A 25,049-nucleotide genomic window follows, 5' to 3' on the forward strand; every position below is an offset into this window, starting at 1 on the left:
CCAGGAGTGACCCACGGGTCACGGTCCGACTACCGATATCGGTATGAGACGACAGGAGCATCACGACCGGACAGCCCTTACGCTGGTCCGGTGTCCACCACCCTGCTCGCTCCGCCCACGGCTGCCGTCCGCCGCCCGGCGCTCGGTCTCGGCCTGGTGGTGCTCGGGGCGCTGCTCTTCGTCGTCAACGCCGGCGTCTCCCGCGTCGCGCTGCGCGCCGGGGTGGACCCGGCCACGCTGACCACGATCCGCCTCACCGGTACGACGCTGGTGCTGGTGGGGGTCGCGGCGGCGTTCCGGCCGAGTGCGCTCCGGCCACCGACGGGACGGCTCGGGTGGCTGCTCGTGCTGCACGGCCTGGTCGGCGTCGCGGGGCTGCAGTGGACCTACTTCGTCGCGATCGACCGGCTCCCGGTCGGGATGGCGCTGCTGCTGGAGTACCAGGCGCCGATCCTCGTCGCGCTCTGGGCGCGGGTCGTCCAGAAGGAGTCGGTGCGCCCTCGGATGTGGGTCGGGCTCGGTCTGGCGCTCGTCGGCATGGCCGCCGTGACGGGCATCTGGCGCGGCCTCGCGTTCGACACGGTCGGCATCGTCGCGGGTCTCGGGGCGGCGGTGTGCTTCGCGGCGTACTTCCTCATCGGCGAGCACGGCGTCGGCCTGCTCGACCCCCTGCGGGTGATCCTGTGGGCGTTCCTCGTCGCCACCGTCGCCATGAACCTGGTCTCGCCGCTCACCGGCTTCGACACCGGGCTGCTCGACGACGCCGCTCCCCTGCTCGGCCGGCTCGACGGCCTGTCGGTGCCGGTGTGGACCGCGCTGACCTGGGTGATCCTGCTGGGCACGCTGATCCCCTTCGCCGTCGCGCTCCTCGCGCTGCAGCACCTGCCCGCGACGACGGTCACGATGGCGTCCATGCTGGAGCCGGTGGGAGTCAGTGTGCTGGGGTGGATCTGGTTCCGCGAGTCGCTCGGGGCCGTGGCCGTGATCGGCTGCGCGGCCGTCGTCGCCGGGATCGTGCTCGCGCAGTCCGCGCGACGGGCGGCCGTCGTCGTGGAGCCTCCGCACCTGTGAGCGCGCCGGCCGACCTGACGGAGCTCGTCGACCGCTGGCTCGCGGGCTGGGTGGTCAGCCGCGGCGCCACGATCCGTCACCGCCCCGGTCTCGTCGAAGTCGACCTCGGGCCGGAGTCGCGGTCCCGGCGCCGCGAGCTGGTGATGGTCGAGCCGTCGCCGGAGGTGCTCGCGGCGGCGCTCGACGAGGTGGCCCGCACGGAGGACATGTGGGCGACGGTGTTCGGCCCGGCGCCGGGCGTCGAGCACCCCGCCGTCCCCGTGCGGGACGAGGACGAGGCCCTCATGACCACCACCCTGAGCGAGGTCGCGGCCCCGGGAGGAGTGCTGCTGGAGGTGGACGGCGCCCGGGCGTTCGCCCGGGTGGCGGTCGACGGCGAGCACGCCGCCGAGGGGCAGGTGGGGCTGGCCGGCGACCACGCCGTGTTCGACCGGATCCGCACCCACGATGGCTTCCAGCGGCGCGGGCTCGGCACGCGGGTCATGCAGGCGCTGACCGCGTGGTCGCTCGAACAGGGCGCGACGACCGGCGTGCTCGCGGCCTCCCCCGAGGGCCAGCTCCTCTACGGGCGGCTGGGCTGGACGCGGCGGGCCCCGCTGACCACCTGGGCGGCCGCGCCGAGGACGTGAGTCAGACGACCGGGAGCTGCTCGGTCGGGGCGTCGGCGTCGGCCGGGGTGACGGGCTTGGCCGGAGGCACGGGGCCGATGAGCATCGCCACGGCCGCGAGCGCCATCCAGCACAGCACCACGCTGATCAGGTAGCGGGTCAGCGCGACCTCGGCCGGGGTGGTGCCCTGGATGACGTTCCAGAGCGCCGGCGAGCTGACCAGCGCGGCAGCCACCAGGACCGGGGCGGAGAAGGGGCTCACGGGGTTCCTCCTGCAGTCGTCAGAGAAGTCATAGCGCCATCGCCGGCGCCTGGCCGTTCACCACGCCGACGGAGCGGATCTGGACCGGGCCGGTGAGCTCGCCGTACGAGATGACCGGCATCCGGTTGATCGACGGCGCGACCATCCGGCGCACCGCCGCCCGGATCTGCGGGGCGCAGACCAGCACCGGGGTGAGGTTCTGCTCCTCGGCGGCCGTGCCGAGCTGGGCGAGCTGGGTGAGCAGCGCCTGGGTGAGGTCGGCGTCGAGCGCGAGGAAGCCGCCGCCCTCCGCGACTCGCAGCCCCTCGAGCAGCCGCTGCTCGAGCAGCGGCTCGAAGCTGATCACGTTGATCGTGCCGTCCTGGACGTACGGCGCCACGACGGCCGGCCCCAGCGTCTCGCGGGCGGCGTCGACGAGGCCGTCGATGTCCTTGGAGGCCCGGGCGCGCAGGGACAGCGCCTCGAAGATGCGGGAGAGGTCGCGCACCGAGACCTGCTCGTCGAGCAGCACCTGCAGCACGCGGTGAATCTCGCCGAGCGACAGCAGCGCCGGGGTGAGCTCCTCGACGACGGCCGGGTGCGTGCGGCGGACGACGTCGGTGAGCATCTTGACGTCCTCGCGGCCGAGCAACCGGGCGGCGTACCCGCGGACGACCTCGGCGAGGTGCGTGGTGAGCACCGACGAGCGGTCGACGACGGTGGCGCCGGCGAGCTCGGCCTGGCTGCGGAGCTCGACCGGGACCCACACGGCCGCGAGCCCGAACACCGGCTCCTGGGTGCGGCGGCCGGGCAGCCCCTCGAGGCCGTCGCCGATCGCGAGGACCGTGCCGGGGGGCGCCTCGCCACGGGCGACCTCGACGCCGAAGAGCCGGATCGCGTAGGTGCCCATCGGCAGGTCCAGGTTGTCGCGGGTGCGGACCGGCGGCACGACGACGCCGAGGTCGACGGCGACCTTGCGGCGCAGCGCCTTCACCCGGTCCAGCAGGTCACCGCCGGAGGCGGGGTCGACCAGGTCGATGATGTCGCCGGACAGCTCGAGCTCGAGCGGGTCGACGCGGATCTCGTCGAGCAGCGCCTCCATCGAGTCCGGCGCGGGGCCGGCGGCGGCCTCGGCCTGCGCGGCCTCGATCGCCCGGGCCTCGTCGATCTCGGACTGCGGGGTGACCCGCGTGGAGAGGAACAGCAGCAGCCCGCCGGACACCAGGAACGGCAGCTTCGGGATGCCCGGGATCAGGCACAGGCCGAGGGCGCCGAAACCGGCGATGCGCATGGGCATCTGCTGGCGGGAGAGCTGGCCGATCAGGTCGGAGCCCATGTCGGCGTCGCCCGCGGCACGGGTGACGATGATGCCGGTGGCGACCGAGAGCAGCAGAGCGGGGATCTGGGAGACCAGGCCGTCTCCGATGGTCAGCAGGGAGTACGTCGACACCGCGTCGCCGAACGACATCTCGTGCTGGACGATGCCGATGGTGAAGCCGCCGATCAGGTTGACCAGCGTGATGATGATCGCCGCGATCGCGTCGCCCTTGACGAACTTCGAGGCGCCGTCCATCGCGCCGTAGAAGTCGGCCTCGCCGGCGACCTCGGCACGACGGCGTCGCGCCTCGTCCTCGGTGATCAGGCCCGAGTTGAGGTCCGCGTCGATCGCCATCTGCTTGCCGGGCATGGCGTCGAGGGTGAACCGCGCCCCGACCTCCGCGACGCGGCCGGCACCGTTGGTGACGACCACGAAGTTGATGACGATCAGGATCGCGAACACGATGATGCCGACGATCAGCGAGCCGCCGATCACGAAGTGGCCGAAGGTGTCGATGACCTTGCCGGCGTACCCGTCGAGCAGCACGAGCCGGGTGGCGCTCACGTTGAGCGCGAGCCGGAACAGCGTGGCGACCAGGATCAGGGCGGGGAACGACGCGAAGTCCAGCGGCCGGTGGACGAACATCGCGGTGAGCAGGATGAGCAGCGCGGCGGTGATGTTGAACGCGATCAGCATGTCCAGCACCACGGGCGGCAGCGGGACGACGAGCATCACGACGATCGCGACGATGCCGACCGGCACGCCGATCTGCGTCATCACGCGCTGACGCGCGGGCTTCGCGTTGTGACGCGGGGCGTTCTCGGCCACGGGACCTCATCGGTAGGAGCGTCGGTGGTCGCACACGTGCTCGACCACCCGGTACGCACCGTCCGTGGTGCAGTTGCTTCGGCCGCCGTCCTGGCACCGGTGGTATCGGCAGGCCGGATGCCCGACCTGAGGCGTTTCGCCCGTTACACGGAGGCGGCTGCTGGGGTACGGCGGCGGTGCTTGGGCACGTCCGGCAGCGGGGCCAGGTCGCGTGGGGTGCGGTGGCGGCCGGCAGGGTGGCCGGCGGCCTTGCGGCTGAGCACGAACGCGAGCACCTGGGCGACCGCCTGGTAGAGCTCCGGCGGAATCTCCTGGCCGACCTCGCAGGCGCCGTACAGCGCCCGGGCGAGCGGGACGTCCTCGACCATCGACACCTCGTGCTCGCTCGCGGCCTCGCGGATCTTGGTGGCGATCGCACCGGCGCCCTTGGCGACCACGCGCGGGGTGCCCTTCGCGGGTTCGTAGCGGATGGCGACCGCGACGTGGGTCGGGTTGACCAGCACGACGTCGGCCTCGGGGATGTCGGCCATCATCCGGTTGCGGGCCGCGGCGAGCTGCCGGGAGCGGAGCGCGCTCTTGATGAGCGGGTCGCCCTCGGAGTTCTTGTGCTCGTCCCGGATCTCCTTCTTGGTCATCCGGACCTGCTTCATCGTCCGGCGGCGGGACATCGCGTAGTCGGCGCCGGCCGCGACCAGGCCGGCGGCAGCCACGTCGCGCATCAGGCCGGTGGCCGCGTCGGCGGCGATCTCCATCGCGACCGACAGCGGGACCAGGCCGCCGACGAGCGGCATCAGGTCCTGCACCGCCCGGTAGACGAAGACGCCGACGAGCGCGCTCTTGACCAGCATCTTCGCGCCCTCCCAGAGGGCGTGCGGGCCGAACAGCCGCTTGGCGCCCTCGAGCGGGTTGAGCCGGGACCACTTGGGCTTCAGCGCCTTGGTGGCGAAGAAGAGGCCGCCCTGGGCGACCGCACCGATCACCGCGATGACGAGGATGAAGGTGCCGAACGCCGCAGAGAGCACCAGCATCAGCTGCGCGGCCTCGCCGAGCAGGCTGAGCGCCCGCTCGTCGCTGGGCCGGTCGATCGCGACGAGGGTCTCGCCGAGGAGGTTCGTGATCTTCTCGATGCCGTGCCCGACCATCCAGTTCAGTGACATCGCCAGCGCGAGCACACCGGCCCAGGCGCCGATCTCCGGCGTCCGGGCGACCGTGCCTTCCTTGCGACTCTCCTTGAGCTTCTTGGGAGTCGGTTTCTCGGTCTTCTCCTCGGAGCCACCGCCGGCGCTCATGACGTGATCCCGAGGGCCTTCGTGGCGTCGGAGATGCTCTCGACGAGGCGGGTGAGCGCGTCGGGCAGGACCGCGAACGACATGCCCACCACGAGCAGGGTGAGGCCGATCTTGGCGGGGAACATGATCCCGATCGCGTTGAGCTGCGGCGCGACCTTGGTGAGCAGCGCCAGGCCGAGGTCGGCGACGAACAGCACCGCGATGAGCGGCAGCGCGATCTGCACCGCGGACGTGAAGAACACGCCGAACGCGGTGGTGACCACCTCGATGGCGTTGTCCGGCTGCCAGGTGCTGCCCACGGGGAGGTACTCGAAGGTCTTCAGCAGGCCGCCGATCACCAGCAGGTGCGCGTTGCTCGCGAACAGCAGCATCGTGGCGAGCATCGAGAACAGCTTGCCGTGGATGGAGTTGAAGGTCTGGTTCAGCGGGTCGAACGCCGCGGCCAGCGAGAAGCCGCCGAACGTGTCGATGAGGTCACCGGCGGCCTGGACGGCGGCGAACATCACGTAGGTCACGAAGCCCATCGTCGCGCCGATCATCACCTCCTGGACGGCGACCACGATCAGGGTGCCGGCGTCGGCGGAGAGCGTGTCGGCCTGGTGCAGCTGCGGCGCAACCGCCAGCGCGAGGCCGAGCGCGAGCAGCGTCTTGGCCATCACCGGTACGGCGCGGGTGGAGAACGGCGGCACGATCACCAGCCACGCGACGATGCGCAGGGACGCCATCACGTAGGTCAGGACCGTGACGCCCTCGATCTGCAGGACCATGGAGGTGGCTCCCCGTCAGCCCAGCAGGCCGGGGATGCGGGCGAACAGGTCCTGGGTGTACGAGATCAGCGTGTGCAGCATCCAGTTGCCGGACACGAGGAGGGCGACGCCGACGCCGACGAGCTTCGGCACGAAGGCGAGGGTGAACTCCTGGATCTGCGTCATCGACTGGATCAGCGAGATCACGAAGCCGATGACGAGGGCCGGGATGAGGATCGGCAGGCAGAGCTTGAGCGCGACGACCATGGTCTGCAGCGCGATCTCGATGACGGCGGAGTCGGTCATGGCTAGCCGCCACCTCCGTAGGACTGGACGAGGGAGCGGACGATCAGACCCCAGCCGTCGACGAGGACGAACAGCAGGAGCTTGAACGGCAGCGACACCATGACCGGCGGCATCATCATCATGCCGAGCGACATCAGTCCCGCGGAGACGACGATGTCGATCACCAGGAACGGGATGAAGATCATGAAGCCGATGATGAAAGCCTGCTTCAGCTCGCTCAGCACGAACGCCGGGATGAGCGTGGTGAGCTCGACGTCCTCGGGGCTGGCCGGCTTGTCCTTGCCGGCGACCTCGGTGAGCAGCGCGACCTCCTTGTCCCCGGCCTGCGCGAGCATGAACTCCCGCAGCGGCTCGACGCCGTCGTCGAAGGCCTGGATCTGCGACTTGGAGCCGTCGAGGTAGGGCTGCAGGCCCTCGTCGTTCATCTGGTTCAGGACCGGACCCATGATGAAGATGCTGAGGAACAGCGCGAGGCCGGCGAGCACCTGGTTCGGCGGGATCTGCTGGAGGCCCAGCGCGTTCCGGGTGAGGCCGAGGACGACCAGGATCTTGGTGAAGCTGGTGCAGGTCAGCAGGATCGCCGGGGCCAGCGACAGCAGGGTGAGGCCGAGCAGCGCGACGATGGGCGTGCTGGGCTTCTTGGTGATGTCATTGAGCTCGATGGTGATGTCGCCGGAGCCGTCGGCGGTGCCGGCGCTGGGGCCGCCGGGACCAGCAGGGCCGGTCGGCCGGGTTCCGGTGCTGTCCGGGCTCTCCTGGACCTGGGTACCGCGGCCGGCGCCCGGCGTGGGCAGGTCGTCCTCGCCGGTGACGGTGCCGGTGACGCCGGTTCCGTCGGTGCCGGGGGCGGGCGTGTTCGGCAGGTCCGCGGCCTGGGCCGGTACGCCGACGAGCAGCAGCGCGGCCAGGACGCAGCCGAGGACGGCCAGCGCTCCGAGGACGCGCCGGGCGGCGGGGCGATGGGTCATGAGCGGCCCTGCGAGGCGGCTCGCGGCGTCCGCGCGGACATCGCGGCCCAGGCGCTCTTCCAGGTGTCGGGCGCGAGGATCGACCCGGCCAGCGGCGAGTCCGACGCGGGCGCCGCCGCGGCGAGCGCGGGGGCCCGGACGGGAGCCGGGCTGACCTGGGTGACGTGGGTGACCGGGCGGGCCGCGGCCAGCTCGGCCTCGGCGATGGCCACGAGCGCGGCCGGCATGGCCGCGACGAGCTGGTCGGGCAGGGTCGGCGCGGGGACGCGCGGCGCGGCCGGCCGGACCGGCTCGACCGGGCGTGCGGCCCGGGCGGCGGCGAGGACGGAGGCGAAGTCGGGGGCGACCGGCTCGGCAGCAGCGGCAGCGGCGGCCGGCTGAGCCGCGGCGGGCGCGGGCTCGACGACCTCGAGGGCCGTGGCCGGAGCGGCCACCGGGACACCGGCGCGGCGCTTGCCGCCCTCGGCGCGGGCGACCTTGGCGACGCCGCCGACCCGGAGACCGCGCGGCGCGCGGGCCGCACGCCGGCCGGGCGCGGCGGTCGCGACGGCCTCGGCGGCGGGGACGGTCTCGCCGAGCTCCTGCGGATCGAGCTCGGTGAGCAGGCGCACCCCGCCGTCGCTGACCCCGACCACGAGCATCCGGTTGCCGACCTCGACGACCGCGACGCTCGAGGAGCGGGACAGGGACTGCCGGGACCGCACCTTGAGCAGCGACCGGGACCCGCCCATGCGCTTGGAGCCGGTCCGGGCGATGGCCCAGAACAGCCCCAGCACGATGCCCAGGGACAGGCCCAGGCGCAGGACGAGCTCGATCATGGTGGTGGTGGTCCCGTGAGGTGAGGCCGGGTCAGGCCGTGGCGGACTGGGCGACGATCTCGGTGACGCGCAGGGCGAAGTTCTCGTCGAGGACGACGACCTCGCCTCGGGCGATCAGGCGACCGTTGACCAGCAGGTCGGCCGGGCTGCCGGCGGCGCGGTCGAGCTCGACGACGTCACCGGGGGTCAGCGCGAGCAGGTCGCGCACCGACAGGCGGGTGCGGCCGAGCTCGACGGTGACCTCCATGGCCACGCCGTGCAGGAGCTCGACACCGCGAACCTGGGAGGCGGCGGAGTCGAGGCCGCGGACGGTGGGGGTCTCGGACGCCGTACGGGCGACGACGACGGCGGCGGGGACGCCACCGGCCTGCAGCGGTACGGCGACCGCGTCCGGGGTGAGCAGCGCGGCGACCTCGCCGGCCGTCAGGGTCCGTCCGGCGCTCGCGGCGCAGCCGAGGGCGGCCGCGGCGGCGTCGAGGGCGGGCTGCAGCGCGGCGCCCAGGTCGAGGGCACCGGCCGGGGCGGAGGCGAGCGCCTGGACCAGGTCCGGGCCGACAAGGACGGCGACCTGGGCGTTCGCGCCACCGGCGTTCAGCGCGGCGACGGCGCCGGCCGCCCACGCGGCCGGGTCGACGTCGACGGCCGCCCGGGGGGCGTCGAGCGCCAGCGGGGCGCCGGCCGGCACCAGGGCCAGGGCGGCCTCGGCGGCGGCGACGACCCGGTCGACGGTGCCCGGGTGCAGCTCGGAGGTGGTGGTCATCGGTCGGCTCCTGCGTGGTTACTGGGTCGGGGGTGCGACGACGAGGGCGGCCAGGCGGGTGCCCTGGGCGCCGGGGGTGGCGTGTGCGAAGACGACGTCGGCGGCGACGACGTCGAGCGGAGCGGCGGCCGGGTGCCGCAGCTTCACGACGTCGCCGACGCGGAGCCCGGAGAGCTCCATCGGGTCGGCGGTGGTGGTGCGGAACCGGATGGCGACGTCCACCGGGACGGTCTGCATGCCGGCCGCGAGGCGGCGGGAGCTCTGCTCGCGCTCGGCGCGCTCCCGGTCCGAGACCTGCTCGGTCGCGTCGGCGGCGGTCAGGAACGGCAGCAGACCCGAGAAGGACAGGCAGAGGGACACCGGGTGCTCGGCCTCACCGAGACGCAGCACGAATCGGGCGACGACCATGGCGTCGGAGCCGCCGGCCACCTGCGCGAGCTGCGGGTTGTACTCGACGCCCTTGACGACCGGCGCGAGCGGGACGATCTCGGCGAACGCGTGGCGGACCTCCGCCACCAGCCGCTCGTAGAGGCCCGAGACCACCGCGGTCTCGAGGTCGGTGAGCTGGCGCTCCGGCTGCACCTTGCTGCCGGGGCCGCCGAGGAGCTTGTCGACGAGCGTCATGACGACCGTGAGCGGCATCTCGAGGGCGCCGGCCTGCTGGAGCGGCTCGGCGCTGAACACCGTCAGGTAGGTGAGGTCGTCGAGGCTCTCGACGTACTCCGCGTAGGTCTGCTGCTCGACGTCGACGACCTCGACGAGGCAGACGGAGCGGAGGGCGGAGGTGAGGATCGTGCCGGCCTGGTGGCCGAAGGTCTCGAACGCCAGCTGCAGCGCGCGGAGGTGCTCGCGGGAGAGCGTCAGCGGGCGGCGGAAGTCGTACGCCGTCACCTGCTCGGGCGCACGGCGGACCTGCCCGGCGGAGGGCAGCACGCGACTGCGCACGGTGCGGGGCGAGGCGTTCACGGCGGACGTATCGGCGTCCTGCGGCGTGACCTGAGGAGTTTGTGCGGCGCTCGGCGGCGGGCGTCGTCCCTGACGCCGGCCCCGGGCCTGGTGTGCGGTGCGGGTAGGTGGGCGCCGGGCCCCTCCCTGGGCCGGCGCCGCACCCCCCTTGACTGCGCTCGTGGGCTACTGCATCACGAAGTCGGTGAAGTACACCCCCATCACGTCCTCGTGGTAGAGCTCCTCGAGCTCGTGCTCCAGCTCCTTCTTGAGCTTGTGCCGGTACTTCTTCTGGGACAGCTCCTCCATGCTCTCGCCGGAGAAGATGTCGATCGCCGCGTCCAGCGCCTTGCTGCCGTCGAGCTCGCCGTGACCGCCGCCCTCGACCTGCTGCAGGGCGAGGCCGATGCGCAGGTAGTGGCTGTCCTGGAGGTTGATCTGGATCGCCTCGAGCGGCAGCACCTCGCCCGGGACCGGCTTCTCCTCCTCGGCGGAGGCCGGCTTGAGGAAGAACCAGTAGCCGCCGCCACCGCCGAGCAGCAGGACGGCCAGCACCATGACGAGCAGCTTCTTCTTGCCGCCCTTCTTGGTGCCCTCGGCCTCGTCGGGGGCCACGGTCGTCGTGCTCATGTCTCAAGTCCTCTGGTCGGTTCGGGTCGTGCGGTGCGGTTCGGGTCGTGCGCTGCGGGGTCGGTCAGGTCAGGTGCTGGGTGCGGAGGGCCTCGTCGAACAGCGCGCGCACCTCGTCGCGGGCGGTCGAGAGCACGAGGATGTCCACGCGCTTGTTGAGCTCCTGCGAGCCGGGCTTGCTGGGGTCGATGAGCGGCTGCTCGTGCCCGTACGCCGCGGCCACCATGTGGTGGCCGGGAACCCCGCCGCGCTCCTTGAGGTGCCGCAGCACCGTCACGGCGCGCGCGGCCGAGAGCTCCCAGTCGCTCGGGTAGTACTTCGGCTTCACGTTCACCTGGTTGGTGTGGCCGGCGACCTCGATCTGGTTGTCCAGGTCGTGCAGCACCGGGGCGATCACGTCGAGGACGCGGACGCCGCGAGGGCTCAGGTCGGCGACGTTGGGGGCGAACACGATGTGCCGCGAGACCAGGCTGATCCGCAGGCCGCGCTCGTCGATCCGCATCGAGACGTCGTCGGCGAGGCCGTGCTTGCGCAGCGCGGCGTCGACCTTCTTGCGCAGCTCCTCGAGCCGGTTGACCTCGCGGATCGCCTCGGCCAGGTTGCGGTTCCGCTCCTCGGCCGCCTGCTGCGCCTGCTCCGACGTGGCCTGCGGCTTCTCGCCGTTCATCGCGGTCTGGTCGGTCTCGGTCGTGACCTGTCCGGGGGCGATCGGCGCCATCGGCGCCACGCCGGCCTCCGCGAGCACGGAGCGGTCGCCCTGGAACGGCGAGGGCTGCTGGCCGAAGCCGGCCGCCATGCCCTCGCGCAGCTCGTTGAACTTCTTCTGGTCGACCTGGCTGATCGCGAACAGCACGATGAAGAGCACCATCAGCAGGGTCATCATGTCGGCGTACGACACTAGCCACCGCTCGTGGTTCGCGTGCTCCTCGTGCTCCTCGTGCTTCTTCTTCCGGCTCATGTCAGGCCGCCTTGGCCTCGTCGGGGTCCATGGCCAGCAGGGACTCCAGACGCTGCGCCACCACACGCGGGTTGGAGCCGGCCTGCACGGCCAGGACACCCTCGATGACGACCTCCATGCGAGCGGCCTCGAGGTCGCCGATGCGGGTGATCCGGCTGCCGATCGGCAGCCACATCACGTTGGCCGTCATGACACCCCACAGGGTCGCGACGAACGCGCCCGCGATGAGGTGACCGAGCTTGTCCGGCTCCGACAGGTTCTCGAGCACGTGCACGAGGCCCATGACGGTGCCGATGATGCCGATGGTCGGCGCGTAGCCGCCCATGTCGTTGTAGAACTTGGCGTCCTGCTTCGCCTTCTTCTTCTTGGCCATCGACTCGGCCTCGAGGATCTCGCGGATCTCCTCGGCGTCGGTGCCGTCGACGGCCAGGCTCACGCCCTTCTTGAGGAACTCGTCGTCCATCTCCGCCACCGCGTCCTCGAGGGTCAGCAGCCCGCCCCGGCGCGCCTTGTCAGCCAGGTCCACCACCACAGGGACCAGCTCGGCGGGCGGGGTCGCCTTGTAGCCCATCGCCGTCTTCAGCGCGGCGAACGAGCTCTTCATGTCCGCCAGGGTGCAACCGGCGATCGCGGCACCGAGGGTGCCGAAGATGACCAGGATCATGGGGGGCATGAGGATCAGCGACATCGGGTTGCCGCCCTCGAGGACGTTGGCCCCGAGGATGGCCGCGAACGCCAGGCCGATGCCGATCGGTGTCGCGCGGTCCATCACAGGCTCCTCGGGGTGAGCGGCACGACGGGCCCGTCGACGGGCTCGTCGAGATCGTGGGCGCTGCCGTCCACGTGACCGTCGTGACGGTCGCGACCCTCGGCGTCCGTGGCGGGTACGGCGGTGAGCCGGCCGCGGCGGGCGGGGGTCTCGGCACCGTGCTCGAACGAGCCGGCGGCGCCGATCACGGCGGCGCGGAAGTCGCGCACGGCGGCGACGACCTCGGCCAGGGACTCCAGGACGATGTACTTCGTCCCGTCGACCAGGGTGATGACCGTGTCAGGGGTGCAGTCGACGCGCTCGATCAGATCCGGGTTCAGCGCGAACTGCGCGCCCGTCATACGCGTGAGCGTCACCATCGGTGCACCATCCTTGTGCGGTCGAACGTGCGGCCATCCGTGGCCGGCACCAAGTACTTCGGCTGCTGCCGGGTCGATCTGAGGGGCCCGGCCGTGCCTTTTTGTCCGATTTCGCGGCAGCGGCGGGAGCGCTGCCCGCGCCGGGACGAGGCCGGACGCGACGGTGCCCCGGCCCATGGGCCGGGGCACCGCAGGTCACGAGCGCGATCAGCGCTTGATGTTGACGAGCTCCTCGAGCACCTGGTCCGAGGTGGTGATCACGCGCGAGGTGGCCTGGAAGCCGCGCTGGGCGATGATCAGGTTGGTGAACTCCTGGGCGAGGTCGACGTTCGACATCTCCAGCGAGCCGCTCATGAGCTCGCCGCGGCGGCCGGTGCCGGCGGCACCGAGCTGCGGGGTGCCGGAGTTGACACCCTCGCGGAACGACGTGTCGCCCATCTTGGTCAGGCCCTCGGGGTTGGCGAAGTTGGCCATCGCGATCTGGAACAGCGGGGTCTTCGTGCCGTCGGCGTAGATGCCGGTGATCACTCCGTCGTTGCCGATCTGGTACGACCGCATCGGGTTGGCCAGGGTCTCGTCGACCATGTCCGGGATCGTGATGTCGCCCGGCGCCGCCGTGGTGTCGAAGGCCCCGCCGGCACCGGCGGGGTAGCCGCGGACCAGGTCGCCGTCGAGCGTGACGAGGTTGCCCTCGCTGTCGAAGTTGAACGCGCCGTTGCGGGTGAAGATGTTCTCGCCGCCGCGGTTGACGACGAAGAAGCCGTCGCCGGAGATCATCAGGTTCGTCGGCCGGTTGGTGACCTGCGCCGAGCCCTGGTTGAAGTTGGTGGTGATGCCGCCGACCTGGACACCGAGACCGACCTGCATCGGGTTCTGGCCGCCCTGGGCGCCGGCGGGGGCCGCGCCCGCGGTGATCATCTGGCTGAGGGTGTCCTGGAACAGCACGTTGCTGGCCTTGAAGCCGACGGTGTTCGCGTTGGCGATGTTGTTGCCCGTGACGTCGAGCATGGTCTGGTTCGCGCGGAGGCCGGAGATGGCCGAGAAGAGCGAGCGGAGCATGGTGGTGGTGTCCCTTCAGGGGTGGTTCTCGTGCGTGGTGGTGGAGCAGACGTCAGGCAGCGACCGTGACGACGTTGGCGATCGGTACGTCGACACCGCCGACCGACAGCATCGGGCCGGCCGCCGCGAAGCGGACCGCGTCGACCTTCCCGGTGGTCTCGGTGGTGCCGTCCTCACCGACGTACGTGACCGTGCGTCCGGCGAGGCTGCTCGCACCGAAGGCCATCTGTGCGGCCAATGCCTGCGAGCTCTGGGTGGCGACCGCCTCGAGCTTCTCGAGGGAGGTGAACTGGGCGGTCTGCGCCAGGAACTCCGCGGAGTCCTGGGGGTTCATGGGGTCCTGGTTCTTCAGCTGGGTGACCATCAGCTTGAGGAACAGGTCCTTGTCCATCTGGGTGGCCGACGACGCGGTGCTCGTCTGCGGGGTCGTCGAGGTGCCGAACGACTCGATGGCAGGTACGGACATCGGTGCTACATCCTCACGTCGAGGGCGCCGCGCACGTGGCCGGCGGTCCTGGGGGTGGTGGTGGTCGGACGGGTCTCGGCGGGCACGCCGGGACGACCGTCCCGAGGACTGCTGGAGGCATGATCGGCAGCACCGGCCCCGGAATGACCGTTTCCGCCCGACTGACCCGACCGGCCGGCGAAGCCCTGGTCGGGAGTGGCGTGGCCGCCCTGCTGGGCGCCGGACTGGCCGTCGGGGTTGGCGCCCTGCTGGGCGCCGGTCTGCACGACCTGGACCGCGGTGCCGGTGCCGGGCAGGTCGCGGAAGGTGATGTGGGTGGCGGTACGGCCGACGGAGTCGAGCAGGCCGCGCAGCTCGCCGTGACCGTCCACGAGCATGGCGCGGGCCTCGGGCCGGGCCGCGACGGTGATGTCGACGGTGTCGCCGCTGACCCGGACGGTCAGGTGGATCTCGCCCAGGTCGGCGGGGTGCAGGCGGAGCATCATCCGGTGCGTGCCCTCGGGGCCGCTGACCAGCCTGGTGAAGGTCGGCTTGACCTGGTCGAGCACGGGGTTCGGGACGGGCGCGGCCGGGGACGAGGCCGGCGCGGGGGTGGCCGGCGTGGCGGGCGCGGCCGGAGTGGCCGCGGTGACGGGGGCGACCGGGGTCAGCTGGGTGACCTGGGCGGCGTCGGTCTGCGGCACCGGCGGGGTGGCGGGGCTCGCGGGCGTGGCCGGGGCCGGGGTCGTCATGGCCGCGACGGGCTCGGGCGCGTGCTCGACCTCGGGGCTGCCGGACCCGCCGGGGCGGGCGTGCTCGTGGGCCGGCGCGGCGGCGCGCTCGGGCAGCGTCCCGGTGTGGCCGGGTGCCTGCGCGGAGCGGCCCCGGACCTTGTCGGTGCCGGGCGCCGGCTCGACGGGCTCGTCGCCGTCGGTCGCGGTGCTCGTGGCTGTCGTGGTCGTCGTGGTCGCGGGCGTCGGCGGGGCCGGGACCGGCACCGTGACGGCCGTCGGCACCACCAGGCCGGCGGGAACCACCGGTGTCTCGGCGTCGGTCGTGACCGTGAGCGTCGCGGGGGCGTCCTCGGCCTCGACGCCCGGCTCGGCGGTCCCGGTCCCGGCGGGGACGGCGGCGGGGTCGCCGAGCTGAGCGGCCATGAGCGCCGCGAAGGTCTCGCCGGCCAGGCCCGAGCCTGCTGCGTCCGTGGGCACTCCCGCGCCGTCGGCCGCCACGGGGACGGTCGTGGGCATCGGCGCCATCGGCATGATCGTCACGCTGCCTCCAGGTCACGCTGGATCCCGAGCACGGCCGGGACGTAGCGCTGGGTCTCGGGGTACGGCGGGATGCCGTCGTAGCGCAGCACGGCGCCGGGTCCGGCGTTGTAGGCCGCGAGGGCGTGGTCGACGCGGCCGAAGCGGCCGATCAGGTCCTTGAGCAGCCGGGCGGCGCCGTCGACGGCCTGCGCGGGCTGCATCGGGTCGACGCCGAGGCCCTGCGCGGTCGCCGGCATGATCTGCATGAGGCCGCGGGCGCCGGCCGGGCTGACCGCGCTCGCGTTGTAGCCGGACTCCTGCTTGGCGACGGCCGCGAGCAGGGTGGCGGGCACGCCGTATTTGCTCTCGGCGGCCTGGAACAGGTCGGCGTACGGGGTGCTGAGGGCGCCGGACGCCGCGGTGACCCCGCCGATCCGGGCCGTGGTCGTGCTGTCGGGCAGGATGCGGCGGATCGCGACCGGGGTGGTGTAGACGTCGGACACCTCGACGTTCTCGCCGGGGCGGGGCGCGTGGATCATCTTGCCGTCGCCGATGTAGATGGCGATGTGGTTGACGGTCGGGCTGCCGAAGGCGAGCAGGTCGCCGGGGCGGGCCTGGTCGAGGTTCGCGACCTTCTGGCCCTGGGTCGCCTGCTGGTAGGAGACGCGGGGCAGGTCGATGCCGAGGTTCTTGTAGACGAGCTGGACGAGCCCGGAGCAGTCGAGGCCCTTCTGCGGGTCGGTGCCGCCCCAGACGTAGGGGACGCCGAGGTACTTGCGGGCCTCGGCGACCACGGACTGCTCGCTCGCGGTTCCGGCGGCCGGCGTGCCCGTGCCGGTGAGGCCGCTGAGGGCGCTCGCGAGGTCGGTGCCGTCGGTGGCGAGAGCGGCGGTGGTGCTGCCCGGGCCCTCGGTGGCGGACGCCATCGCGGCGGCGAAGGCGTCGCCGCCGGCGACTCCCCCGGCCTGACCGATGCCCTTGTTGAGCAGGGCGAACTGGCTCTGCAGCTGCTGGATGCGCGCCGCGACGTCCGTGACGCTCATCGGGCGTCCTCCAGCAGCTCGGCCTGCTCGGCCTGCTCGGCCTGCTCGGCGGTACGGCGCAGCCAGGCGGTGGCGGCGAGGTCGTCGAGCTCGGCGGCCTCGCGGCGGGCCCGGGCCTCGGCGCGGGCGGCGCTGCGACGGTCGAGCAGCTGGTCCGCGACGCGGACCGCCGTGCGGTCCGCGATCCAGCGGTGCCGGGCCTCCTCGGCGATGCGCGCACTGGCGGCGGCGGACTGCTCCGAGGAGCGCTGGTCGTCGGCCATCGCCGTGACCAGCAGGCGGTGCATCTGGAAGTCGGCGAGCATCCCGGTGCCGAAGGTGGGCGCACCGGCGAGGCGCTGCTGCGCTCGCACCGCGGCGGCGTCGGCCACCCGGGACTCGGTCAGGGCGTGCTGGAGGCCGACCCGGGAGTCGTTCTCGCGGGCGACCCGGACGCGGCGGACGGCGGCGAGGCCGCGGTCGTCCTCGTGGACCTTCGTCGTCATGTCGTCTCCAGGAGGGTGTGCAGCCGCTGCCAGGTCTCGGCGGCGTCGCTGCGCTCGTCGAGGTCCTGACGCAGGAACTCGTCCACGAGCGGCATGAGCGCGATGGCGCGGTCGGCGTCGGCGTTGCCGCCGGGCACGTAGGCGCCGATCTCGACCAGCTCGCGGACGTCGCGGTGCGCAGCGAGCAGCCGGCGCAGCCCGACGGCGTCGCCGCGCTGCTCGGGGGTGGTCACGGCGGACACCACGCGGGACACCGACTCCAGCACGTCGATGGACGGGAAGTGCCCGCTGGTGGCGAGCCGCCGGGACAGCACGACGTGGCCGTCGAGGATCGACCGGGCGGTGTCGCCGATCGGGTCCTGCAGGTCGTCGCCCTCGACCAGGACGGTGTAGATGCCGGTGATGCTGCCGACCTCGCCCGGCCCGGCGCGCTCCAGCAGCCGCGGCAGCAGCCCGAAGACGCTCGGCGGGTAGCCGCGCGTGGCCGGGGGCTCGCCGGCGGAGAGGCCGATCTCGCGCTGGGCCATCGCCACGCGGGTGAGGCTGTCCATCATCAGCACGACGTCCTCGCCCTCGTCGCGGAACCACTCCGCGATCCGGGTGGCGACGAACGCCGCGCGCAGCCGCTCGACCGGCGGCGCGTCGGAGGTGGCGACCACGACGACGGAGCGGGCGAGGCCCTCGGGACCGAGGTCGTTCTCGAGGAACTCCCGGACCTCGCGACCGCGCTCGCCCACCAGGGCGATGACGGAGATCGCGGCCTCGCTGCCGCGGGCGATCATCGACAGCAGCGTCGACTTGCCGACGCCGGAGCCGGCCATGATGCCCACGCGCTGCCCGCGGCCGAAGGGCACGAGCGCGTCGAGCGCCCGTACGCCGAGGCCGAGCTGGGTCTCGACCCGGCCGCGGAGCAGCGCGTTGGGGGTCTGGTTCTCGACGGACACCCGCGGCAGGGCGTCGAGCGGGGGGCCGCCGTCGATCGGGCGGCCGAGGCCGTCGAGCACGCGGCCGGTGAGGGCGCGTCCGACGGGGACGGTGAGCGGCGAGCCGGTCGCGCGGACGGCGGCGCCGGCGCGGAGGCCGTGGGTGCTGCCGAGCGGGACGCCGACCAGTCCGGCGGGCGTGCTGGCGACGACCTCGGCGAGCACGGGTCCCTGGGTGCCCTCGACCTCGAGGATCTCGCCGACGGCCGCGTCGACCCCGCGGCTGAGCAGGTGCAGGCCCTTGAGCTCGACGAGCCGGCCGCGGACGGCGGGGCGAGCGGCCGTGAGGGCGCGGTCGAGGACGTGGGCGTCGATCAGGGTGCTCATCGGCCCAGGGCCTCCCGCACGCGGGCGAGGGCGGTCTCGAGGCTCGCGTCGACGGTGCTGACCTCGGTCTCGAGGACGGCGCCGCCGGCGGCGACGGTCGGGTCGGCGACGACGGTGACGGTCCGGCCGGCGATCGCGGTGGGGTCGAGCGCCGCGGCGTCGGCCGGGTGCAGCCGGACGGTCGCGGCGGTGGTCGGGGACACCTCGGCGAGCGCGCGGCGCAGGGCCTCGGCGCCGGCGTCGGTCATGACGGCGAGCTCGCGGCCGAGGATCGCCTCGGCGATCCGCAGGCCCAGGTCGACGGCCTCGGTGGCGATCAGCTCCTGGCGCTCGGCCAGGACGGCGTCGACATGGGCGACCGCGTCACCCAGCGACGCCACCAGCGCCTGCTGGTCGGCGCGAAGCTGCGCGGCGGCCCGCTGGTCGGCGGCGACGCGCTCGGCGGCGGCCTGGTCGGCGGCCTCCTGCGCGCGCTGCCGGCCCTCGGCCCAGCCCGCGGCGTACCCCTGCGCCATGCCGGCCGCACGGGTGCGGTCGGCCAGCGCGCCGAGGGTGGCCTCGGTCGCGCTGTCGCCGAGCACGGTGCTGGCGCCCAGGCGGGTCCAGGTGCCGGCGCGCAGGTCGCCGACGGCCACCGGGGCGACCGCGGCCACGGGAGCGCTGGGCAGGTCGCCGCGAAGGACGACCGACTCAGACGACGTACTCGTCATCGGCTCCCCTCCTCAGCGTGATCTCGCCGGACTCCTCGAGGCGCCGGATGGCGAGGATGATCTTCTGCTGGGCCTCCTCGACCTGGCGGAGCAGGACGGCGCCGAGCAGCTCGACGTCCTCGAGCAGCGTGGTGGCCGCGCGCTCGGACATGTTGGTGGTGACCTTGGTGCGGACCTCGTCGTTGACGCCCTTGAGCGCGAGGGCGAGGTCGGAGTTGTCGACCTGGCGCAGCACGAGCTGGACGTCCTTGTCCTCGAGGAGGGTGATGTCCTCGAACATGAACATCCGGCTCTTGACCTCCTCCGCCAGCTCGGGGTCGCGCTCGGTGAGGCCGTCGACGATGAGCCGCTCGGTCGCCCGGTCGGCGCGGTTGATGATCTGGATGAGCGGGTCGAGGCCGCCGACCTTGGCCATGTCGGCGGGCTGGAGGACGGACGACATCTTGCGCTCGAGGCGCTCCTCGACCCGCTTGAGCGCCTCCGGGGAGGCCTGGTCCATCACCGCGATCCGGTGCGCAATGTCGGCCTGCAGGAGCGGGTCGAGCCCGGAGAGGACCATGCTGGCCTTCTCGCTGCGCAGGTGCGCGAGCACGACGGCGATGACCTGCGGGTGCTCGCCGTGGATGAACGACACGAGCTGGCGCGGGTCGGCGCGGTGCAGGAACTGGAACGGCAGCTTCATGGCGCTGGCCGCGAGCCGGCCCATGATCTCGTCCGCACGCTCGGGGCCGAGCGAGTCGGTGAGCAGGGCGCGGGCGAAGTCGGGGCCACCGCGCATCAGGTTCACCTGCGCGGTGGTGAGGTCGCGGAACTCGGCGAGGACGGCCTCGGTCTCGCCGAGGGACACGGCGTCGAGCTGGGCGATCTCCGACGAGATCGCCTCGACCTCGGTCTCGGCCATGAAGGACAGCACGCGGGCGGCGTTCTCCTGGCCCATCTGGACGAGCAGGACGGCGGCCTTGCGGAGGCCCTCCGCGGGCATGGCGACGACGGTCATCAGCGCTCCGCCTCGACCAGCCAGCCGCGGAGCAGCTGGGCGACCTCTTCGGGCTGGCGCTCGACGAGGGCGGCGATCTCGTCACGGGCCGCCATCCGGAGCTCGGCGTGACCGGCGTCGAGGGCGGGCGTGGCGAGCGGGGACGCGACCGCGGCCGGCGGCTCGTTGCGGCGCAGCTGCTCGACGACGTAGCTGGTCGCCTGCTCGCGGGCCTTCATCCGCCGCTTGCTCTGCCGCCAGGCGGCCAGCAGGACCAGGAGGACCAGGAGCACCAGGCCGCCGGTCTTGCCCATGCTGATCATCTCGGCGCGGGAGTCGGCCTTCTCGGCCGCCGCGAGCTCGGCCGCGGCGTCCTCCTCGGCGGTCCGGTCGAACGGCATGCTGGTCACCTCGACGGTGTCGCCGCGCTGCTCGTCGACGCCGAGCGCCGAGGACACGAGGTCCTGCACGTCGGTGGTCTGGATCTCGCCGAGCGCCTGGGTGTCGAGCACGACGCCCACGTGCAGGCTCTCGACGTTGCCGGGTGCGGCCTCACGCTGCTCGACCTCGGTGTTGACCGCGTTGTCGGAGGTGCGCGACTCCTTCTCGTAGCTCGTGCCGCCGTCGGTCGAGGTGGTGTCGGTGCTGAGCTGGCCGTCCGGACCGACCACGCCGCCCGCCGTACCGCCCGCGGTGCCGCCGGGGGTGGTGTAGGTCTCGGTGCTGGTCGAGTCGCGCAGCGGCGTCGAGCTCGGGTCGCTGAAGTAGCGGGTGGTCTGGGTGGTGGTCTTGTCGAAGTTCAGGTCGGCGGTGATCTGCACGGCGGAGTTGCCGGGGCCGAGGACGCGGTCGAGCACCTGCTGGACCGAGGACTGCATGTCCTGCTCGAAGGACTCGACCTGCTGGGCGCGGGCGTCGCCGAGCGTGGCGGCGTCGTCGCCGGCGGCGGAGAGCACCTGGCCGGTGGAGTCGGTGACCGTGACCTGCTTGGGGTCGAGGCCCTCGACGCTGGAGGCGACGAGGTGGACGACGGCCTGGACCTGGCCGCTGTCGAGGGTGTTGCCGGGGCCGGTGGCGACGAGCACGGACGCCGTGACCGGCTTGGTGTCGCTCTCGAAGAGCTCCTCCTGCGGCAGGGCGACGTGCACGACCGCGGTCTGCACCGGGTCGAGCGCCTCGATGGTCTTCTCGAGCTCGCCCTCGATCGCGCGCTTGTAGGAGGTCTGCTCCTGGAACTGCGACGTCGACAGGCTCTGGCCGTCGAGGAGGGAGTAGCCGTCGGTGCTCTGGCTCGGGAGGCCCTCGCCGCTGAGCTGGATGCGGGTGTCGTAGACGGAGTCGCGCGGCACCATGATCGTGTTGCCGCCGTCGGTGAGCTCGTACGGCGTACCGGAGGCGTCGAGCTGCTCGACGACCGCCGAGGCGTCGGCGGGGGCGAGGTTGGTGAACAGCGGCGCGTACGACGGGGTCGACGCCCAGCGGAACACCATGACGCCGGCGAGCACCAGGGCGAGGCTGCCGATGACCGCGACGACCTTCTGGCCGGCGGTGAAGGATCCGAAGGTGCGCTGCAGGTTCTGCAGGCCACCGGTGAGTGCTTGGCGCATCAGATCGACATCCGCATGATCTCTTGGAAGGCCTCGACGGCCTTGTTACGAACGGCAGTGGTGAGCTGGGTGGCAACCGAGGCCTCGGTCGCGGTGATCGTGTAGTCGTGCAGCGACTGCAGGTCGCCGGTGGCCGCCTGGACCGCGAGCTGGTCGGCGCGGTCGTGCAGACCCTCGAGGTTCTGCAGGCCCTGGCTGAGCATGTCGCCGAACTCCGCGCCGCCGGCGCCGCTGACGCCCGACGTACCCGACAGCGGCTGCACGCCGCTCGCGGCACCGGCCGCACCGGCGGCGGGGCTGCGCAGGGTGACGGGAGTCATCGGGGTGAAGCCGCCGATCGACTCGATGCCGTTGATGCTCATGCGGGGTCCCCGGCGCGGTGCGAGCGAAGCGAGCGGCGTGTTGGGGTGTTCATGCGTTGCGTCCGATCGAGAGGGCCGACTGGTAGACGTCCTGGGCGTTCTTGATCACCGACGACTGCGCCTGGAAGCCGCGCTGCGCCATGATCAGCTGGCTCATCTGCGAGCCGAGGTCGATGTCGGGCATGCGCACGTAGCCCTCCTCGTCGGCCAGCGGGTGGTCGGGCTGGTAGACGAGGCGGCCCTCCGGGTCGCCCTGAGCGATGCCGGAGACCCGCACGCCGGAGGCGCCGTCCTGGGCCTGGGCCATGAGGTACTGCGCCTGGAAGGCGTTCTCGCTCGTGGCGCGCACGGTGTTGACGTTCGCGATGTTGTAGCTGAGCGTGTCGAGCCAGGTCTGGTGCATCGACAGCCCGGAGCCGGCGATGTTCATCATGTCGAAGGCGCCCATCACCAACCACCGATCGCCGTCGTGACGAGGGCCGCCCGGTCACCGACCGCGCGCGAGACGAGCTGGTAGCGGAACGTCGACTGCATCGCGTTGAGCGTCTCGGTGCCGAGGTCGACGTTGTTGCCGTCAGCGCCCGGGAGAGCCGTCGATGCGGAGACCGTCGAGGAGACGTCCGCCTCGGTCATCGAGCCGGACAGCGCGGAGCGGAGGGAGCCCTCGAAGTCGACCGTGGAGGCGATGAACCCCGGGGTGTCCATGTTCGCGATGTTGTCCGCGACCACCCGCTGGCGCAGGGCGAGACCGTCGAGCGCGCTGCCGAGGGCAGCGGCGACGGGGTCCGACGCAGAGATGAGCATGACCGGGGTCTCCGTGATCTCGTCACAGGGCGCCGGTCCGTCGGCAGAAGGGTGAGCCTTCCTGGCTCGCACGTCCGTTCGGCAGCCGCGGGGGCCACCTGAGGTTTTCGAAAACGATTCGTCTGCGAATTACGGGGTGATTTGTGCAGGGCGATCCCAGACGAACCGTCGTGCTACGCGCTGATGTCCACGTAGAGGGGCCGGGCGCCCGCACGGGTCTCGGCGACCCGGTCGACGTACGACGCGCTGCTGCGCGCGCTGGCCGCGGCCTGCGCCGCCCGGACGATGACCTCCTGCTGGCGGGCCAGCAGGGACCGGGCGCGGTCGGCCATCGCGGCCGGCAGCGGGCACGGCATCACGGGCGGGGTCCACGCCGCCGGCTCGGCGGGTGGGTGCCCACCCTGGAGGAGGTGCTCCGTCTCCTCCAGGGTGAGCTCGAGGTCGTCGAGCGCCGACTCCCAGGCAGCGTTCCACGACTCGTTCATGGGGTCACCCCGCCGCAGCCACCAGCGCCGCCTGGCGCCAGGTCTCGACCAGGGGGTCGACCAGGCTCTGGCAGTCGCGGGTGATCGCGGCGTCGCGGGTGGTGTTGGCCCGGACCAGCTCCTTGTGGAGCCAGCCGTAGATCGAGGCGAGACGGTCGGCGCCGTCCCAGACGTCGTGCCGGAGCGAGGTCATCAGCTCCATGACGATCTCCTGCGCGTGCAGCAGGTGCGGCATGGCGGCCAGGTGGTCGCCGGCCTCCTGGGCGACGGCGGCCATCTCGACATCGCGGCCGAGGCGCTCGAACAGCATGATCAGCAGCCGGGTCGGGCTGGCCGTCTGCACGGACGAGGTCACGTATGCGTTGCGCGCGTTCATGTCAGAGTCTCCTAGCCTCAGCTCGACGTGCTCGGGAGCGAGGCGATCTGTCCGGCGAGCCAGGACGACTGGCTCTGCAGCTTGCCCAGGGCGACCTCGAGGGCGCCGTACTGCCGCTCGAGGGCTGTCCGGCGAAGGGCCAGGCGAGCGTCCCAGCTCTCGATCGCGTCGTTGAGCCCGTCGATCTTCGACTGGCGGCCCTTGACCAGGCTGGTCACGGCACCGTCGACCGAGTTGCTGAACGTCTTGGCGAGCGCCTCGAGTCTGGTGGCGACGCCCTCGTCCGCGCCCGACCCGTCAGCGTCCTCGAAGAAGGCCATGGTCGTCGCCGGGCCCGCGGCGTAGGCCGCCTTGAACTTGTCGGCGTCGAAGGTGAGCTTGCCGCTGCGGTCGACCTGGACTCCCACGCTCGCCAGCGAGAGGCTCCCGCCACCGGCAGGGTCGGCGACGCCGCTGGTCACCGCGGTGACGATCTGGTCGCGAACCGCTCGGAGCGTGGTGTCGCCCGCGAGCAGGCCGGCCTTCTTGGTGGCCGAGTTGTAGTTGGTGAGGGTGTCGATGTCCGCCACGACGGCGTTGACCGCGTCGACCATCGCCTTGACCTTCTCGGTCAGTGCCTGCGGGTCCGTCGCGACGGTGACGGTGACGGACTTCGTCAGCTCGGTGTCGGAGCCGAGTGTCACGTCGACGCCGGGCATCAGCTCGTCGAACGTGTTCGTCGAGGACTTGATGGTCTGTCCCGCGACGGTGATCTCCGCGTCGGCACCGGGCACATCGGTCCCGGCCACGACCGGACCGAGGAGTGCGCCGTCCAGCGTGAAGTCTGTGTTCGCACCCGTAGACGTGGAGGAGACGGCCAGTCGGTAGGTCGCCTCCCCGCCGGCGTCCGTGCCGCTGCGCACGAGGACGGCGCTCAGCTTGTCTCCGGCCTTGGCGTTGATCGAGGCGGCGATGTCTTCGAGGGAACCGTCCCCGGTGTCCATCCCGGAGATGGTGGTGCCGTGGAAGGTCATGGTGAAGGGCGTGCTCGCCGCGACGACCGCGGCTGTCCGGGTGCCTTCGGTCGTGTACGTCGCACTGGTTCGCGTGGCCAGCTTGTCGACGGTGAACGAGACGCTGGCGGCCGTCGCGCCCGCGTCGGTGACCGCGGTGACGGTCGGGCTGGTGGTCGAGGCGGTGCGAGTGCTCCACGCCCCCGTCGACTTCGCGAGGTCGGCGGCCTTGGACATCAGCGTGCTGAGCTTGCTGTTCAGCGACTGCAGCGCGGTGACCGCGCTCTGCTCCGTCGTGACCTTCGTCTTCAGTCGGGTCTGCGACTGGGCCTCCAGCTGCATGAGCTGGTTGATGATCGTCGCCGTGTCGAGACCGCTGACGAGTCCGCTGACGCTGGTGCCGGCCATCGTCTGTGTCCTCTCGTGTCTCGGTTCGGTGGGCGATCAGGACGGTGGGGGCAGGTGCGGTGCACCTGCCCCCACCGGGTACTACTGGTCGTGCGGGGCCGCGGGAGCCGTCGGCTGTGG

The 25,049-nt window shown here is 72.3% G+C and carries 30 protein-coding genes; 2 read left to right on the forward strand and 28 right to left on the reverse strand.

Annotation, left to right across the window (positions count from 1 at the left end; all coding sequences use genetic code 11):
* Positions 1–90 precede the first annotated feature (90 nt).
* Positions 91–1,071: an EamA family transporter gene (locus ETU37_RS16645; RefSeq protein ID WP_165372569.1), complete on the forward strand. Its 981-nt coding sequence runs from the start codon at positions 91–93 to the stop codon at positions 1,069–1,071.
* Positions 1,068–1,700, forward strand: coding sequence for a GNAT family N-acetyltransferase (locus ETU37_RS16650; protein ID WP_129988481.1), 633 nt, complete (start codon positions 1,068–1,070; stop codon positions 1,698–1,700). The genes ETU37_RS16645 and ETU37_RS16650 overlap by 4 nt, the downstream gene beginning before the upstream one ends.
* Position 1,701: 1 nt before the next feature.
* Here the strand turns inward: ETU37_RS16650 and ETU37_RS16655 are convergent, their stop codons facing one another.
* From ETU37_RS16655 to fliD, 28 genes are all read right to left on the reverse strand, one after another.
* Positions 1,702–1,941 (reverse strand): hypothetical protein, encoded by a 240-nt coding sequence (locus ETU37_RS16655; protein ID WP_129988482.1) that lies wholly within the window; start codon positions 1,939–1,941, stop codon positions 1,702–1,704.
* 28 nt (positions 1,942–1,969) lie between these two features.
* Positions 1,970–4,066 carry a flagellar biosynthesis protein FlhA gene (flhA, locus tag ETU37_RS16660; RefSeq protein WP_240755786.1) on the reverse strand — a complete coding sequence of 699 codons (2,097 nt, stop codon included), beginning with the start codon at positions 4,064–4,066 and terminating at the stop codon, positions 1,970–1,972.
* 143 nt (positions 4,067–4,209) lie between these two features.
* A complete protein-coding gene (locus ETU37_RS16665; protein ID WP_129988483.1) occupies positions 4,210–5,355 on the reverse strand; it encodes an EscU/YscU/HrcU family type III secretion system export apparatus switch protein in 1,146 nt (381 codons plus the stop codon).
* Positions 5,352–6,122, reverse strand: coding sequence for a flagellar biosynthetic protein FliR (gene fliR / locus ETU37_RS16670; RefSeq protein ID WP_129988484.1), 771 nt, complete (start codon positions 6,120–6,122; stop codon positions 5,352–5,354). Before fliR ends, ETU37_RS16665 begins: the two co-directional genes overlap by 4 nt.
* Positions 6,123–6,137: 15 nt before the next feature.
* Positions 6,138–6,407 (reverse strand): flagellar biosynthetic protein FliQ, encoded by a 270-nt coding sequence (locus ETU37_RS16675; protein ID WP_129988485.1) that lies wholly within the window; start codon positions 6,405–6,407, stop codon positions 6,138–6,140.
* Between the two features lie 2 nt (positions 6,408–6,409).
* Complete coding sequence (gene fliP, locus ETU37_RS16680) at positions 6,410–7,375, reverse strand: flagellar type III secretion system pore protein FliP (RefSeq protein ID WP_129988486.1); 966 nt, start codon at positions 7,373–7,375, stop codon at positions 6,410–6,412.
* Entirely contained in the window at positions 7,372–8,193 is an 822-nt protein-coding gene (gene fliO, locus ETU37_RS16685; protein WP_129988487.1) for a flagellar biosynthetic protein FliO, read from the reverse strand. Before fliO ends, fliP begins: the two co-directional genes overlap by 4 nt.
* Before the next feature lie 31 nt (positions 8,194–8,224).
* Positions 8,225–8,953, reverse strand: a complete 729-nt coding sequence (gene fliN / locus ETU37_RS16690) for a flagellar motor switch protein FliN (protein WP_129988488.1) — start codon at positions 8,951–8,953, stop codon at positions 8,225–8,227.
* An 18-nt stretch (positions 8,954–8,971) separates the two neighbouring features.
* Positions 8,972–9,919, reverse strand: a complete 948-nt coding sequence (locus ETU37_RS16695) for a flagellar motor switch protein FliM (protein ID WP_129988489.1) — start codon at positions 9,917–9,919, stop codon at positions 8,972–8,974.
* A 165-nt stretch (positions 9,920–10,084) separates the two neighbouring features.
* A complete protein-coding gene (locus ETU37_RS16700) occupies positions 10,085–10,528 on the reverse strand; it encodes a flagellar basal body-associated FliL family protein (protein ID WP_129988490.1) in 444 nt (147 codons plus the stop codon).
* A gap of 64 nt (positions 10,529–10,592) precedes the next feature.
* Positions 10,593–11,486, reverse strand: coding sequence for an OmpA/MotB family protein (locus ETU37_RS16705; protein WP_129988491.1), 894 nt, complete (start codon positions 11,484–11,486; stop codon positions 10,593–10,595).
* A 1-nt stretch (position 11,487) separates the two neighbouring features.
* The gene (locus ETU37_RS16710) at positions 11,488–12,255 is read right to left on the reverse strand and encodes a motility protein A (protein ID WP_129988492.1); all 768 of its coding nucleotides are present in this window, start codon (positions 12,253–12,255) and stop codon (positions 11,488–11,490) included.
* Positions 12,255–12,791 (reverse strand): flagellar FlbD family protein, encoded by a 537-nt coding sequence (locus ETU37_RS16715; protein WP_420819116.1) that lies wholly within the window; start codon positions 12,789–12,791, stop codon positions 12,255–12,257. The genes ETU37_RS16710 and ETU37_RS16715 overlap by 1 nt, the downstream gene beginning before the upstream one ends.
* Positions 12,792–12,821: 30 nt before the next feature.
* Positions 12,822–13,673: a flagellar hook protein FlgE gene (locus ETU37_RS16720; RefSeq protein WP_129988494.1), complete on the reverse strand. Its 852-nt coding sequence runs from the start codon at positions 13,671–13,673 to the stop codon at positions 12,822–12,824.
* A gap of 52 nt (positions 13,674–13,725) precedes the next feature.
* Positions 13,726–14,139: a flagellar hook assembly protein FlgD gene (locus ETU37_RS16725; RefSeq protein ID WP_129988495.1), complete on the reverse strand. Its 414-nt coding sequence runs from the start codon at positions 14,137–14,139 to the stop codon at positions 13,726–13,728.
* A gap of 5 nt (positions 14,140–14,144) precedes the next feature.
* Entirely contained in the window at positions 14,145–15,383 is a 1,239-nt protein-coding gene (locus tag ETU37_RS16730) for a flagellar hook-length control protein FliK (protein ID WP_165372570.1), read from the reverse strand.
* A gap of 5 nt (positions 15,384–15,388) precedes the next feature.
* A complete protein-coding gene (locus ETU37_RS16735; RefSeq protein WP_129988497.1) occupies positions 15,389–16,414 on the reverse strand; it encodes an NlpC/P60 family protein in 1,026 nt (341 codons plus the stop codon).
* Positions 16,411–16,899 (reverse strand): hypothetical protein, encoded by a 489-nt coding sequence (locus ETU37_RS16740; RefSeq protein ID WP_129988498.1) that lies wholly within the window; start codon positions 16,897–16,899, stop codon positions 16,411–16,413. Before ETU37_RS16740 ends, ETU37_RS16735 begins: the two co-directional genes overlap by 4 nt.
* On the reverse strand, positions 16,896–18,209 hold the full coding sequence (locus ETU37_RS16745; protein WP_129988499.1) for a FliI/YscN family ATPase: 1,314 nt from the start codon (positions 18,207–18,209) through the stop codon (positions 16,896–16,898). The genes ETU37_RS16740 and ETU37_RS16745 overlap by 4 nt, the downstream gene beginning before the upstream one ends.
* Positions 18,206–18,919: a FliH/SctL family protein gene (locus tag ETU37_RS16750; protein ID WP_129988500.1), complete on the reverse strand. Its 714-nt coding sequence runs from the start codon at positions 18,917–18,919 to the stop codon at positions 18,206–18,208. The genes ETU37_RS16745 and ETU37_RS16750 overlap by 4 nt, the downstream gene beginning before the upstream one ends.
* Positions 18,900–19,916, reverse strand: coding sequence for a flagellar motor switch protein FliG (gene fliG, locus ETU37_RS16755; protein ID WP_129988501.1), 1,017 nt, complete (start codon positions 19,914–19,916; stop codon positions 18,900–18,902). The genes ETU37_RS16750 and fliG overlap by 20 nt, the downstream gene beginning before the upstream one ends.
* Positions 19,916–21,502: a flagellar basal-body MS-ring/collar protein FliF gene (gene fliF, locus ETU37_RS16760; protein WP_129988502.1), complete on the reverse strand. Its 1,587-nt coding sequence runs from the start codon at positions 21,500–21,502 to the stop codon at positions 19,916–19,918. Before fliF ends, fliG begins: the two co-directional genes overlap by 1 nt.
* A complete protein-coding gene (gene fliE / locus ETU37_RS16765) occupies positions 21,502–21,864 on the reverse strand; it encodes a flagellar hook-basal body complex protein FliE (RefSeq protein ID WP_129988503.1) in 363 nt (120 codons plus the stop codon). The genes fliF and fliE overlap by 1 nt, the downstream gene beginning before the upstream one ends.
* A gap of 49 nt (positions 21,865–21,913) precedes the next feature.
* Entirely contained in the window at positions 21,914–22,312 is a 399-nt protein-coding gene (flgC, locus tag ETU37_RS16770; protein WP_129988504.1) for a flagellar basal body rod protein FlgC, read from the reverse strand.
* A complete protein-coding gene (flgB, locus tag ETU37_RS16775) occupies positions 22,312–22,668 on the reverse strand; it encodes a flagellar basal body rod protein FlgB (RefSeq protein WP_129988505.1) in 357 nt (118 codons plus the stop codon). The genes flgC and flgB overlap by 1 nt, the downstream gene beginning before the upstream one ends.
* A gap of 173 nt (positions 22,669–22,841) precedes the next feature.
* Complete coding sequence (locus ETU37_RS16780) at positions 22,842–23,153, reverse strand: hypothetical protein (protein WP_129988506.1); 312 nt, start codon at positions 23,151–23,153, stop codon at positions 22,842–22,844.
* A 4-nt stretch (positions 23,154–23,157) separates the two neighbouring features.
* Positions 23,158–23,529 (reverse strand): flagellar export chaperone FliS, encoded by a 372-nt coding sequence (locus ETU37_RS16785; RefSeq protein ID WP_129988507.1) that lies wholly within the window; start codon positions 23,527–23,529, stop codon positions 23,158–23,160.
* Between the two features lie 17 nt (positions 23,530–23,546).
* Positions 23,547–24,929, reverse strand: coding sequence for a flagellar filament capping protein FliD (fliD, locus tag ETU37_RS16790; protein ID WP_129988508.1), 1,383 nt, complete (start codon positions 24,927–24,929; stop codon positions 23,547–23,549).
* Positions 24,930–25,049 lie beyond the last annotated feature (120 nt).

The organism is Nocardioides iriomotensis (assembly GCF_004168035.1).
Taxonomy (GTDB): domain Bacteria; phylum Actinomycetota; class Actinomycetes; order Propionibacteriales; family Nocardioidaceae; genus Nocardioides_B; species Nocardioides_B iriomotensis.